This window comes from Mesorhizobium sp. B4-1-4 (assembly GCF_006439395.2).
GTDB lineage: Bacteria > Pseudomonadota > Alphaproteobacteria > Rhizobiales > Rhizobiaceae > Mesorhizobium.
Genome location: NZ_CP083950.1, coordinates 4,330,333 through 4,343,043 on the forward strand (window position 1 = coordinate 4,330,333; position 12,711 = coordinate 4,343,043).

General features: G+C 63.0%; 14 protein-coding genes and 1 pseudogene. 4 read left to right on the plus strand and 11 right to left on the minus strand.

What is annotated here, in order from left to right; translation table 11 throughout:
* Positions 1 to 62: 62 nt before the first annotated feature.
* From FJW03_RS20765 to FJW03_RS20780, 4 genes are all read right to left on the minus strand, one after another.
* Entirely contained in the window at positions 63 to 443 is a 381-nt protein-coding gene (locus tag FJW03_RS20765; protein WP_140764495.1) for a PTS glucitol/sorbitol transporter subunit IIA, read from the minus strand.
* A gap of 27 nt (positions 444 to 470) precedes the next feature.
* On the minus strand, positions 471 to 1,472 hold the full coding sequence (locus FJW03_RS20770) for a PTS glucitol/sorbitol transporter subunit IIB (protein ID WP_140691622.1): 1,002 nt from the start codon (positions 1,470 to 1,472) through the stop codon (positions 471 to 473).
* Between the two features lie 16 nt (positions 1,473 to 1,488).
* Positions 1,489 to 2,256, minus strand: coding sequence for a PTS glucitol/sorbitol transporter subunit IIC (locus tag FJW03_RS20775; RefSeq protein ID WP_140608745.1), 768 nt, complete (start codon positions 2,254 to 2,256; stop codon positions 1,489 to 1,491).
* A 66-nt stretch (positions 2,257 to 2,322) separates the two neighbouring features.
* Positions 2,323 to 2,760: a transcriptional regulator GutM gene (locus FJW03_RS20780; protein ID WP_140764498.1), complete on the minus strand. Its 438-nt coding sequence runs from the start codon at positions 2,758 to 2,760 to the stop codon at positions 2,323 to 2,325.
* Between the two features lie 190 nt (positions 2,761 to 2,950).
* Here FJW03_RS20780 and FJW03_RS20785 point away from each other — a divergent pair, with 190 nt between their 5' ends.
* Positions 2,951 to 3,592 carry a hypothetical protein gene (locus tag FJW03_RS20785; RefSeq protein WP_140764501.1) on the plus strand — a complete coding sequence of 214 codons (642 nt, stop codon included), beginning with the start codon at positions 2,951 to 2,953 and terminating at the stop codon, positions 3,590 to 3,592.
* A 103-nt stretch (positions 3,593 to 3,695) separates the two neighbouring features.
* On the plus strand, positions 3,696 to 4,370 hold the full coding sequence (locus FJW03_RS20790; protein WP_140764504.1) for an HAD family hydrolase: 675 nt from the start codon (positions 3,696 to 3,698) through the stop codon (positions 4,368 to 4,370).
* Positions 4,371 to 4,374: 4 nt separating this feature from the next.
* Here FJW03_RS20790 and FJW03_RS20795 read toward each other — a convergent pair whose 3' ends face one another.
* The 6 genes from FJW03_RS20795 to FJW03_RS20820 all read right to left on the minus strand — a co-directional run bounded on the left by FJW03_RS20795 (position 4,375) and on the right by FJW03_RS20820 (position 11,069).
* Positions 4,375 to 5,553, minus strand: a complete 1,179-nt coding sequence (locus FJW03_RS20795; protein ID WP_140764507.1) for a DUF930 domain-containing protein — start codon at positions 5,551 to 5,553, stop codon at positions 4,375 to 4,377.
* A 209-nt stretch (positions 5,554 to 5,762) separates the two neighbouring features.
* Complete coding sequence (locus tag FJW03_RS20800) at positions 5,763 to 7,211, minus strand: pyruvate dehydrogenase complex dihydrolipoamide acetyltransferase (RefSeq protein ID WP_140764509.1); 1,449 nt, start codon at positions 7,209 to 7,211, stop codon at positions 5,763 to 5,765.
* A gap of 3 nt (positions 7,212 to 7,214) precedes the next feature.
* Positions 7,215 to 8,213 carry an alpha-ketoacid dehydrogenase subunit beta gene (locus FJW03_RS20805; RefSeq protein ID WP_140764512.1) on the minus strand — a complete coding sequence of 333 codons (999 nt, stop codon included), beginning with the start codon at positions 8,211 to 8,213 and terminating at the stop codon, positions 7,215 to 7,217.
* Entirely contained in the window at positions 8,213 to 9,241 is a 1,029-nt protein-coding gene (locus FJW03_RS20810) for a thiamine pyrophosphate-dependent dehydrogenase E1 component subunit alpha (protein ID WP_140764515.1), read from the minus strand. Before FJW03_RS20810 ends, FJW03_RS20805 begins: the two co-directional genes overlap by 1 nt.
* 2 nt (positions 9,242 to 9,243) lie before the next feature.
* Entirely contained in the window at positions 9,244 to 10,572 is a 1,329-nt protein-coding gene (locus tag FJW03_RS20815; protein ID WP_140764518.1) for an NAD(P)H-dependent oxidoreductase, read from the minus strand.
* A 74-nt stretch (positions 10,573 to 10,646) separates the two neighbouring features.
* Complete coding sequence (locus FJW03_RS20820; RefSeq protein ID WP_226890417.1) at positions 10,647 to 11,069, minus strand: hypothetical protein; 423 nt, start codon at positions 11,067 to 11,069, stop codon at positions 10,647 to 10,649.
* A 109-nt stretch (positions 11,070 to 11,178) separates the two neighbouring features.
* Between FJW03_RS20820 and FJW03_RS30410 the strand changes: the two are divergent.
* A pseudogene (locus tag FJW03_RS30410) lies at positions 11,179 to 11,637 on the plus strand (IS630 family transposase); the annotation flags it as partial.
* Positions 11,619 to 12,167, plus strand: coding sequence for an IS630 family transposase (locus FJW03_RS30415; RefSeq protein ID WP_413466512.1), 549 nt, complete (start codon positions 11,619 to 11,621; stop codon positions 12,165 to 12,167). The pseudogene FJW03_RS30410 and the gene FJW03_RS30415, both read left to right, overlap by 19 nt.
* Here the strand turns inward: FJW03_RS30415 and FJW03_RS20830 are convergent.
* Positions 12,156 to 12,692 carry a metallophosphoesterase gene (locus FJW03_RS20830; protein ID WP_226890418.1) on the minus strand — a complete coding sequence of 179 codons (537 nt, stop codon included), beginning with the start codon at positions 12,690 to 12,692 and terminating at the stop codon, positions 12,156 to 12,158. The two genes, FJW03_RS30415 and FJW03_RS20830, sit on opposite strands and share 12 nt — an antisense overlap.
* Between the last annotated feature and the right edge of the window lie 19 nt (positions 12,693 to 12,711).

Here is a 12,711-nt window from a genome sequence, read left to right on the forward strand (position 1 = left end):
CTTTTCACACTTTTCCCGGAATTGCTCTGGCGCTGAGACCAGATAGGCCGCGGCGCGTGCTGTCAGGCGGCGATGGTGATGATCGCGCCTGTCTTCAGGGCGGCCACGAGCGCTTCAGTGTCGACTTGCGAAGCGCAGATCTCGCCCGGCCTCTCGGCCTCGGTGGCGCCGTTGAACGAGATGACGACGTGGCCCATTTCGAGCACCTTGCTCCAGGCGCTGGAGCCAACCGCTGTTATAACGGCTGAAACCGGACCGACGGTGATCGAAGCGCCCTTGGGAGGCGCCCCGTCACTTGGTTCCTGCTCCGTCTTGTGCAGGACGGAGACTTCGGCAAGCTCCGGCGGCGAGCCATCCGCGAACAGGATGACCACGCCCCCTTCGGCAAGGTCCGCCACTTCGGGCCCGATGGAAGTGACCCGTGTTCTCAACAGAACCGTCATGTGGCGAACCTCATTTCCTTACTCTCTTTAAAACACGATCAGGCTGACGACCCAGGCAATCAACACCGAGACCGGGCCCATGATCTGGCGGCTGATGAGCACCGCCGGCACGCCGATTTCGATCGTCTTCGGCTTGGCTTCACCGAGCGCCAGGCCGACGGGCACGAAGTCGCAGCCCACCTGGGTGTTGTAGGCAAACAGCGCCGGCAGGGCCATTGCCGGCGAAATCGTGCCGTTGGCGATCTGCGGGCCGATGATGGCAACACCGATGACCTGCGCGATGACAGCGCCTGGCCCGAGGATGGGCGACAGGAACGGCAGGCCGCAGATGGCCGATATGACCAGCAGGCCGACGATGTTGTTGGCCAGCGGACCCATCGGCTGCGCCAGCACGTCGCCGATGCCGGTGTAGAGGATCAGGCCGATGAGCATGGTCACGAAGGCCATGAACGGCAGCACGTTGCGCACCACCTGGTCGATCGTGCGGCGGCCGGCATTGAAGAAGATGCCGACCACACGGCCCATGGCGCGGCCGATCGTGCTGATGAAGCCGATCAACCCGCCTTCGCTCGGCAGCGGCTGCGTCGCGGCCGCTTTGGTGTTGCTTGAACTCATCGATGCTGCTCCCCCCGCAGTGGTGACCGCCTCGGATCCGTCCGCCATTGTGACGTTGGCCGGCTTCACGCCCGAAACGTAGATGTCCTCCGTGATGAACTGGGCGAGCGGCCCAGCCTGTCCGACCGGCGTCAGATTGACGGTCGGGATGCGCTTGCGCGGATAGACGCCGCACCGGGCGGTGCCGCCGCAGTCGACGACGACGACAGCCATCTCGCCTTCGATCGGCGGTGCCTTGAAGCCGTCGACGGCCTCTGCGCCGGTCATATCGGCGATGAGCTGCGCCACCGGGTGGATGCCGCCGCCGGTGACGGAGACGACCTTGTTGCGCTGCTCGGTCGGCTCGATGACGAGCGGACCGCCCCAACCTGTGGAGCCCCGGGAGATCTTTACGGCTTTGTATGTCTTGGCCATGATGTCCTCCCCGCCCTTACAGCTCGACGCCCTGGCGGCGTGCCATTATGGCGGTGATGCGCTCGGTCAGCATGCCCTTGAGCAGGATGACGACGAGGCCGACGATGGCGTACCAGATCGCCACCTTGACGTGGTAGCCGGCGACGACGACGCCCCGTTTCTCAAGGTCGAGCAAGGCCACGAGCATGCCGCCCCAGACGAAATATTCGCCAGGGTTGATGTGCGGGAAAAGGCCGAGCGGCGGGTGCACGTAGGATACGGCAGCGTCGTAGAAGGCGGGCTTGTGCTTTTCTTCCAGGAACGAGCCGAAGGTGTAGGCCATCGGGTTGGTGAGGAAGAACACCGCTAGCAGCGGCAGCACGGTATAGCGGGTCAGCGCGATGCGGCCGGCGCCGCGCGCCAGGCCGTGGACACGCTCTTCGCCGACCAGTTCGGTGACGGCGTAGAAGGCCGTCATCAGCACGACAAGTGTCGGGATGATGCCGGTGACGAACCCGGCGAAAACCTCGCCGCCCTTCTGGAAGATGCCGATGAAGTACTTGCCGATGGCAGTCAGCCAGCCAAGCTGCTCCTCCTGCTGCACGTTTTTCAGCTGTTCCTTCAGCTGATCGGCGGTGACCGGCGCGCTGTCGGTCTGCGCCTGCGCCAGAACTACGAGATGGTCGGAAGCATGCTCGACGGCGAGCTTGCCATGCAAAGCAGCATCCGAGACCATGGCACCCGCGACATGCAGATTGTGCACGGCCATGTCGGCATGCTGCGCCAACAACGAAAATACAGACATTTCTCCTCCTTATGCCGCCCGCCGGTTGAGCCCAGTCGGTGCGCGGCGTCCTCTAAGTCCTTGCTACTAAGCCCTTGCTACATTCAAGCCGGACAGGCCCGGCTTCTTCCCCGGCTCTGACCGTGCTTTGTCGATCTGTTCGATCGCCCGTTTCACGGCCTCGGCCACACCGGGTTCCCCCTCCCCCATGATCGCAGGGTTGGACCGGAGTCGATCGAGGGGAGCACCCTCGAATTCTTCATGTCGCTTGAATTTCGTGAAGACGGATCGCCCGCTCATCACCATCATGCGGCGCACGATCAGGTCGGGCGTCACCACGACGAGCGCGATGGTCCCCTTGGCCAACCGGCCGCGAAAATTGCCGGCGCCGACGAAGCCATCCTTGTATTGGTCGGTGACACCGCGGAAGACATCCGAATAGTGCCGCATCTGCAGCCAGACGCCGAGCGACTGCAGCGCCCACACAATAACCAGCAGAAGCAGTCCCCACTGCCAAATCGCCATTCGGTTCTCCTCCCGAAGTCTTCGTCGAAGCGCACCTTGGACCGATGTGCGACAACAGCAAAGTGAGAACATTTGTTTCCGCGAATGTCAATATGTATGATATTGACCGCATCAGCTCATCCACAGGGCCGCAGGCCGATTTCGGCGGCGGCACGGCTGTGCTAGCCTGTAACCAAACGGGATGCATGCAATGGAACTGCCCTTCAGGGACGAACTGGCCCTTATGCCCGACCTGCGCCACAGGTTGCGGCAGTTGCGCTGGTTCCGCGCCACCTTCCGCGGCAGCGCCAAGGTGGTTTCGGACACGTTCGGCGTGCGTTTCGAGATCGACGAGGCGAAGCTTACCCGGGCCTTTCTCGATTGGGTCGAGATCATGGAAGCGCAAAAGCGCTTCGCCGAAGTCGACCGCGCCGACTTTATCGTCTTTGCCGCCGGCCTCGTGTTGCGCGAACTGATAAAGCAGGCGCCGGCCAGGGAAATCTCCGGCCTCGCGGAACTGACCGAAACAGAGCAGAATGCCAGCACGCTGGAGATCATCCGCTTCTGGCCGGAGGGCTTCGTCTACACCAACTATTGCGTCTCTGCGATTTCAGCCATCTACGAGCAGGAGTTCGGCTCAGCACCCAGCATCGACAAATGCGCCGACGATCTGCGCACCTGGTGGTCCTATCGCGAGAACGTGACCGAGATGCCGGCCTATGCGGTGGCTTTCCTCGACCGCTTCCTCGGCGCCGAGCCGAACTGGATCACGCCGGACCGCGCACAGTCACGGCAAGCCATGCAACGGGCGCTCGGCTCCTCCCGCGCCAGCGATGCGTTGCGCCGGCTTTGACCGCCCTCCGGTTTCGTTCTCAAACGCCTCAAACCACCGCGCTATTGAACATTTGACTTTTTGCCGATAGCGATGTGCGAATCTGACTTGAGGAGACAAGCGCGTGGCGCGACCAAGGCCTATCATTTTCGATTGCGACGGCGTTCTCGTCGATAGCGAGCCGCTGGCGGCCCAAGCTTATAAGCGGGTCTATGAAAAGCACGGCATGCCCGGTGTCCACGGCGGCATCATCGCCCAGTGCATCGGCATGAAGCAGTCGGACATCATCGTCAGGATCAAGGAATTGACCGGCCATCAATTTCCGGCGGCGGCTGACGGCGACATCTGGGCCGAAACCAAGGTCCTGTTTTCCGAGGAGTTGAAACCAACGTCCGGAATTTCCGCCTTTCTCACGGCGCTCACCGGCGATCGCTGCGTGGCATCGTCGTCTTCGGTCGAGCGCATAAACCACAGCCTCGCGGTGACCGGACTGGCCCGCTTCTTCGGCGATGCGATCTACAGTTCCTCGATGGTCAAGAACGGCAAGCCTGCGCCGGACATCTTCTTGTTCGCCGCGGCAAAAATGGGCGCCAACCCGGCCGATTGCATCGTCATCGAGGATTCGCCCTTCGGCATCCAGGGCGCGGTCGCCGCCGGCATGACGGCGATCGGCTACACCGGTGGCGGCCACACCTATGCCGAGCACGGCGCGCGACTGAAAGCGGCCGGAGCCGACTTCGTCTGCGCCGACTGGCAGGAAGTTAGCCGGCAACTATCCGGGCTCGGTGTGCCGGCCTGATCCGTTACCGGTTAGGCAGTCCAAGGCGGGTCCATTCTTCGGGCGGGATCGCAGGCCCGACACGGAAGGTGAAGGACAAGACCCTCGTCGCATCGGGGTCGACCTCGCACCGGAAGCTCAGATGGTACCATTTTGTAGGTGTGCGGAAAGCGACATCCGGGGCGTCGAGAATATTGCCGGCCTTCAGCGGAACACTTGGGATCAAGTCGGGAAAATAAGAGGCGTCCACCAATTGCTGGTCCAACGCGCTGGCGCAAAGTCTGGCAGCACGCTGACCGCGAGGCATGCCATCCATTGCGGTCATGGCCAGCGCATCACCGGTCGCGCCCTGCGAATAGAGGCTGCGAACACCCGGAAGACCCGAGTAACTCGGCGATGCAGCAACGGCTGCGTCCTTGGAACTTGGCCTCCCGGCGCTCCCGCTTCGGGACTTCGAAACCTTTGCCGGATTGGGCTTCGGCGCGTCTGCGGGTTTGGGCGTAGGCGCTTCCGCCGATGTGGGAAGCTCGATCTCGCCGTCGCCGCCAGCGGCAGCCAACGGCGTTGGTGCCGTCGCTGTCTGCTTGCCGGCATCGTGTGCTTCCGTCTCTTGCTTGTCAGCCTGCTGTTTAGCTGGGTCCTGGGTTGAAGTTGCCTGCTTCTCCTGTGCGGGCTCAGCATCCTTCGGCGCGGTTATCGACTTCTCGCTGGCCTTGGCTGAATCTGTCCGCTCTTCGGGGGCTGCCGACGCGGCGGATTTGTTCTCTGCATCCTTCGGCGCGACAGGCGGCTTCGAATCCTCGGCCGGCGACGGCGAGTTGTCCTGAGCGCTGGCCCCGTCCAGGGATTTCCTGGGGCCGGTGTCCTTGGCGCCGAACTGAAAAACAGGTTTCAGCACCTCGATTGGCGAGGGCTTGCGCGGCTGCTGTTCCGGCGGAGGCGGCTTATCGACCTTCTGCTCGGGCGGCTTTTCAACCTTCGGTTCCGGCGGCTTTTCCTTTGGCGACGGCGCAGGGGCAGGTTTCGGTTTGGGCTGATCGGGCGGAGGGACGATCGCGATGTTTACCGGTTGCTCCTGCTGCGGCTGTTGGGGAGGCCTCGGCAGGCTGTAGACCAGGAGCGCTGCGATGAGCGCATGCAGGACCAGCGATGCGGACAAGCCCCATAGCAAATTCCGACGCCACTCTCGTGTCTCGTCCTTCATGCTGACCGATGTGGAATGAAATAGCGGCGGCTTCAAGCATAGCCATCGGATTGGTTTAATTTAACCGCTGACAGCTTGGTGATCTGGATGGGCACTGGCAGGGCCGCGCCCCGGAGACAGGCGCGGCTCGACGATCCGTTGCAACTGACGCCGCCTGGCCGGCGACGCGCGCAATTCCAGGAAAACCGCTGCGCCTTTTCCTGGAATTGCTAGACCAGCATGCCCATCGGGTTTTCGATCAGCCGTTTGAAGGCGACGAGCAGTTCCGCACCCAGCGCTCCATCGACGGCCCGATGGTCGGTCGACAGCGTCACCGACATCACCGTGGCGATTTTGATCTCGCCATTCCTGACCACCGCCCGCTCCTCGCCGGCACCCACCGCCAGGATCGTCGCATGCGGCGGGTTGATCACTGCGGCGAAGTCCTTGATGCCGAACATGCCGAGGTTCGACACCGCCGTGGTGCCGCCCTGATACTCTTCGGGCTTCAGCTTGCGGCTGCGGGCACGGCTGGCCAGATCCTTCATCTCGTTGGAGATGGTGGACAGCGTCTTTTCGTCGGCCCTGCGGATGATCGGCGTGATCAGCCCGCCCGGGATCGACACGGCAACGCCGACATCGGCATGCCTGTGCTTGACCATGGCGCTCTCGGTCCACGAGGCATTGGCATCCGGCACCGCCTTCAAGGCCATGGCCATGGCCTTGATCACCATGTCGTTGACCGAGAGCTTGTAGGCGGGTGCTTCACCCTTATCGGTCTTCCTTGTCGGTGCCGCCGCATTGAGCTGCGAGCGTAGCGCCAGCAGCGCGTCGAGTTCGCAATCGAGCGTCAGGTAGAAATGCGGGATGGTGGTCTTGGCCTCGACCAGCCGCCGCGCGATGGTCTTGCGCATATTGTCATGCGGGACGAGTTCGTAGGAGCCTTCCTCGAAGAGACGCAGCACGTCCCCCTCTCCCTTGAGGGGAGGGTGGCCGGCCAAAGGCCGGTCGGGTGGGGTCGACCCGACCGGGCTCGGCGCAAAGGCGGCGCTCGATGAAGGGGCGGTGCCTTCTGCGGCGACCCCCTCCGTCCGCTTCGCGGACACCTCCCCCTCGAGGGGGGAGGAGATCGCCGCTTCGACATCGGCCTTCGTTACGCGGCCATAGGGACCCGAGCCTGATATGGCGGAGAGGCTCAAACCCGCCTCACGGGCAAGGCGGCGGGCAAGAGGCGTAGCGCGGGTTCTCCCCTCCCCCTCGAGGGGAGGGTGGCCGGCCGCAGGCCGGTCGGGTGGGGTCGGTTCGACCGGACTCGGCACAATGGCAGTGCTCGACGCCATGGAGGAGCCTCCTGAAGCGACCCCCTCTATCGACTTCGTCGACATCTCCCCCACGAGGGGGGAGACTGCCGCCACGTCCTGCTTGTCCCCATAAGCCTCGCCGTCGGCATAGATCCAGGCCACCGGCGCGCCGACCGGAATATCGACGCCTTCCCGGCCGGTGACATCGCGCAGGATGCCGCTGGCCGGCGCGTCGATCTCCATCGCCGCCTTGTCAGTCTCGATCTCGAACAGCACGTCGCCCTTCTTGACCTGCTGGCCTTCCGTAGCGAACCAACGCGAGATCTGTCCGGTCGCCATGTCCATGTCGACCTTGGGAAGAATGACTTCGGTCGCCATTTCTCAGCGAACCCCTTTCACCAGGTCGCGCGCGGCGGTGATGATGTCAGGAACCTGCGGCACCGTGGCCTTTTCCAGCTCCGGATTGTAGGGGATCGGCGTCTCGGCGCCGCCCAGCCGCACGATCGGCGCGTCGAGATAGTCGAACGCCTCGCTTTCGGCGATTATGGCGCTGACCTCGGCGCCGATGCCCAGCGTCTTGACCGCCTCGTAGACGCACATCAGCCGCGACGTCTTCTTGACGCTGTCGATGACGGTCTGCTTGTCCATCGGCCGGATGGTCCTCAGGTCGACGACTTCGACGTCAATGCCTTCAGCTTCCAGCGTCACGGCGGCGTGGAGCGCCTTCTGCACCATGATGGAAGTGGCGACGATGGTCAGGTCCCGGCCCTCGCGTCGGATGTCGGCCTTGCCGATCGGCACCGTGTAATAGCCTTCGGGAACCGGCCCTTTCGCCTTGTAGAGCAGCTTGTGCTCGAAGATCATCACCGGATCGGGATCGGCGACCGCCGCCAAGAGCATGCCCTTGGCATCATAGGGTGTCGCCGGCTGGATGACCTTCAGGCCCGGCACATGGCCGAGCCAGGCCTCGAGGCTCTGGCTGTGCTGTGCCGCGGCACCCGTACCCGAGCCGGCGGGAAAGCGCATCACCACGGGCACCGAAACCTCACCACCCAGCATGAAACGCATCTTGGCTGCCTGGTTGACGATCTGCTCCATGGCGAGCGTGGCGAAATCGGAGAACTGGAACTCGAAGATCGGCCGCATGCCGGTAAGCGCCGCACCGACCGCGACGCCAGCGCCACCCAGCTCCGAAATCGGTGTGTCGATCACCCGCTCGGTGCCAAAGCGATCGACAAGATCGCCCGTCACCTGGAAGGCGCCGCCATAGACGCCGATGTCCTCGCCCATCAGGAAGACGCGTTCGTCCATGTCCATGGCGATCGCCATCGCCTCCTGGATCGCCTGGGCGTAGCTCAGTTCACGCACCATCGCGTCCATCACGCCTGCTCCGTATACACGTAATTTCCGGTCTCGCGCACATCCGGCGACGGGCTCACCTTGGCGAACTCGATGCCATCGGCGATTTCCCGCGCCACCGCCTCGCGAATGGCCTCGATGCCCTTGTCGTCGATGAAGCCGAATTCGCGCAGCTCGTTCTCGAACAGCGTGATCGGGTCGCGGTTCGACATCCAGTCCTCGATCTCCTCCTTGGTGCGATAGCGGTTGCGGTCGCTCTTGGAATGGCCGCGATAGCGGTAGGTCTTGGATTCGATCAGCGTCGGCCCCTCGCCCGCCCGCGCCCGCTCGACGGCCTTGTGCGATGCCTCGGCGACTTCGGAGAAGATGTTGCCGTTGACGATGACGCCAGGCATCGAATAGGCGGCGGCGCGTTCGGCGATGTTCTTGACCGCGGTGGAGCGGGCCGTCGATGTCGACATGCCGTAGCCATTGTTCTCGCAGACGAAGATCACTGGCAGCTTCCACACCGCCGCCATGTTCAGCGCCTCGTGGAAGGCGCCCTCATTGTTGGCGCCGTCCCCGAAGAAGGAGACGACGACCTTGCCCGTCTTCATCATCTTGGATGAGAGCGCCGCCCCGACGGCAATCGGAATACCGCCGCCGACGATGCCGTTGGCGCCGAGATTGCCCTTGGCGACATCGGCAATATGCATCGAACCGCCGCGCCCCTTGCAGTAGCCGGTGGTCTTGCCGAAGAACTCGGCGAACATGCGCTTGACCTCCGCACCCTTGGCAATGCAGTGGCCATGGCCGCGATGCGTCGAGGTGATCTGGTCATCCTCGCCGAGCGGCATGCAGATGCCCATGGCGCTGGCTTCCTGGCCGATCGACAGGTGCATGGTGCCGTGGATCAGGCCACGCATGTAGCTTTCCTCGGCGCCCTCTTCGAAGCGGCGGATAAGGTACATCTTGTAGAGCACCTGCTTGAGCTGTTCGGCGCTGTACTGGCGATAGACGAACGGCAGGTTGGCGCGGCTGTCCGCGACGGCTTTGCTGGCTCCGGCCATGATCAGGCTCCCACGGTTCCGTAGACAAGCTTGTCCTGGCGGGCGCGCAGTTCGGCGATCTTGGAGCCTGCGGCCGGGGCGGCATTCGCGTAGGTGATGAGCTCGCCCTTCTTGATCGGCGCCGTCACCGAACCGCCCTGCAGCAGGCCGCACGGAATGGCCTTGGCGGCATGCGCCTCGGACGCCGTCATGATCCAGGCGCGGTAGCAATATTCGCCGATCGCATCCAGCTTCTCGCCCGGCTGCATGTCCTTCTTGGCCACCGCGCAGACCTCGGCCACCGGCTTGGCCAGCGGCACCATGTCGGCCTTGCCGTAGAGCACGACGCGAGCGCAGGTCAGCGGCACTTCCAGCGACGTCAAATGATAGGGGCGATGGAAGGTGAAGTATGGGCCCTTGCCCATCTTCAGATCTTCCATGCGCTCCGAGATACGCGGATGCGACATGTCGGCGACGACGAAGACGCCGGGCGCGACGCCCTTGCCGATCGAGTAGTCGACGACGCCGACCCTGGACAGCACGCCGCCATCCTTCTGCGGCACCAGCACCTTGTTCAGTTCGCCGAGCGTTGCCGCCGGGCCATGCATGCCGGCCTTGTCGGGCACCAGCCCCGTGGCATTGGCGATCGCCGCCATCTCGACCATCGTCTTCGAACCGTCGACGAATTCGACCAGCATGCGCACATTCATGTGCCGGCGCCTGGCCTCTTCCTCATAGTCGGGCGGCGTGGCGTCGATGTTGAGCGGATTGTTCTTGCCCTTGCCGGCGGCGACGATCGGATGGCCCATGGCCGAAACGAATTCGATCAGCTCCATGCAGGAGGATGGCTCGTCGCCGGCGCCCAGCGAATAGGTGACGCCAAGCCGGTCAGCCTCGCTCTTGAGGTAGGCGCCGATCGTGACGTCGGCCTCGACATTCATCATCACCAGATGCTTGCCGTGCTCCATGGCGCGCAGCCCGATCTCGGCGCCGACCGCGGGGACACCCGTCGCGTCGATGACGACGTCGATCAGATCATTGTTGATGACCAGGCTGGCGTCGTTTGTCACCGCCACCTTGCCGGCCTCCATGGCGGCCGTCATCGCCGAAGCGTTCGACACCTCGCGCGCGTGGCCGGTTTCCTGGAAAGCGATGTCCACCGCCTTGCTGGCCGCGGGCAGGTTCAATTCGGAAATCGCGCCGATCTCGATGCCGGACATGTGGGCGACGCGGGTGACGATATCGGTTCCCATTTCGCCGGAACCGATCAGGCCGATACGGATGGGCTTGCCCGACTTGCCGCGTTCTTCGAGATCACGGGCAAGGCCCGTCAATGAAACATTGGAAGCCATACCGCTCGTTCCTCCCACATTGCAGGCTTGTTCAATCACCTGACGGGTATTGAACATCTGTATTTCTGTCAAGACTAATGTCCAGAATTACGCGACTTTCCTAGGCTTCCGGAGGCTTGCGGCAGGTGTGGAATGGCACTCGGGAAAACCGGATGCCACGGGTTTGACCCGTCGGCGTCCGATCCTGTTGGCGGCATGCGTTGTCCGGCTATCGGAAATTCTCGGAAATGCACGATCACCCCGTCCGCATCGATGAAAATCACGGCATAGGCGGGCGCTTCTTCGCCCAGCCGCCAGCTGTCTGAAAAATCGAGCGCGGTCTGGTGGTTGGTGCTGCGCAGCGTGCTGACCGGTATGCCGCGCCAGCTGCCGGCGATCAGCCGGTGGACATGGCCGGCGAAGATGTGGCGGACATTGCCATGGCGCGCTAGTCCCCTGGAACAAAAGTAAGCTTCATTTTGTTTGGCTTCTGTCACAAGAGCAGGAGTTTGATTCATGGCTGGCAGGCAGGCGGACCTTGTCGTTCTAAGCGACGCGGATAGAGGTTTCCTCGAATCTCAGGTGCGCCGGCATAAGGCGCCGCGCTCCTTGTCGGATCGATGCCGGATGGTCTTGCTGTGCGCGCAGGGTTTGCAAAGCAAAGACGTTGCCGAACGCCTGGGTGTTCACGAGCACACGGTTGGCAAGTGGCGCCGTCGGTTCGTACAGGATGGTATTGAAGGGCTGACAGATGAATATCGTACCGGTCGACCGCGAACTGTCTCCGATGCCCAGGTTGCTCAGGTCGTCGAGCGTACGTTGAACACCACTCCCAAGGATGCCACGCACTGGTCCATCCGTTCGATGGCAGCCGACCGCGGCCTTTCTCATACCACCATCCGTCGGATCTGGACCGCGTTTGGCCTGCAGCCGCATCGTACCGAGACATTCAAGCTTTCCTCCGATCCGCTCTTCGTTGATAAGGTGCAGGACATCGTCGGCCTCTATATGTCACCACCGGACCGGGCGATCGTGCTATGCGTGGATGAGAAATCGCAAATCCAGGCATTGGATCGCGAGCAGCCGGTTCTGCCTATGGCACCGGGCGTCGCCGAACGGCGTACTCATACTTATGTTCGCAACGGCACGACTTCTCTGTTCGCCGCGCTCGATGTTGCCACTGGGGGGCGGTGATAGGTCATTGCTACAAGCGTCACCGGGCCACCGAATTCCTCGACTTCCTGAAGCGGATCGACACCGAAATGCCCAATGGCCCGGACGTGCATCTGGTGATGGACAACTATGCGACCCACAAGACGCCGAGGATCAAGGCTTGGCTCGCGCGCCGTCCACACTGGCATGTTCACTTCACGCCAACGTCGGCATCCTGGATCAATCAGGTCGAGCGGTGGTTCGCAGAGCTGACGCGAAAGCAGTTGCAGCGCGGCGTACACCGTTCCACCGCAGAACTGGAAGCTGATATCGACGCCTTCATCGAAACCCACAACGAGAACCCGACCCCATACAAATGGGTCAAATCCGCCGACCAAATCCTCGCGTCGGTCAAGCGCTTCTGCCAGAAGACAATGAACCGAACTTCAGATTCAGGTGACTAGGAGATCGTGGAATGTATCGGCGTCGGCGAGCTTGACCGCGTCGAGCACCGGCATGTGTATCCGGAACGGCGGGTGGTGCATGAACAGGAAGACCGGCCGGTCATGCGCCTCTTGCAGACGTTCGTCGAGCCAGCCGAGACGCGCGGCGCACAGCCTGCCCTCGACTTGGCCACTGTCCAGCGTATCAAGCAGGATCAGCCGACCTTCGCTGCCGTCGAAAACGCTCTGCACGAACCCTTGCTCGGCGGCATGGGGGAACATTTCAAGGAAAACCGCGCGGTCGTCGTGGTTGCCGAGCATCAGCCGGCAGGGCGGAGAAAATTGCGCCAGCCTCTCATGCAACGCCGCATAGGCGGCGCGCTCGCCATCATTGGTCAGGTCGCCTGATATCACCACCAGATCGGCATCGGCGTGGTTTTCGCCGATATCCGCCAGGCAGGCGTCCAGTCCGGCGAGCGGATCGGAGCCGTAGAGTAAGCCGCCCGGCGCCATCAGATGCGGGTCGGAGAGTTGGATGATCTTCATGGGCATCGACCTGGGGACT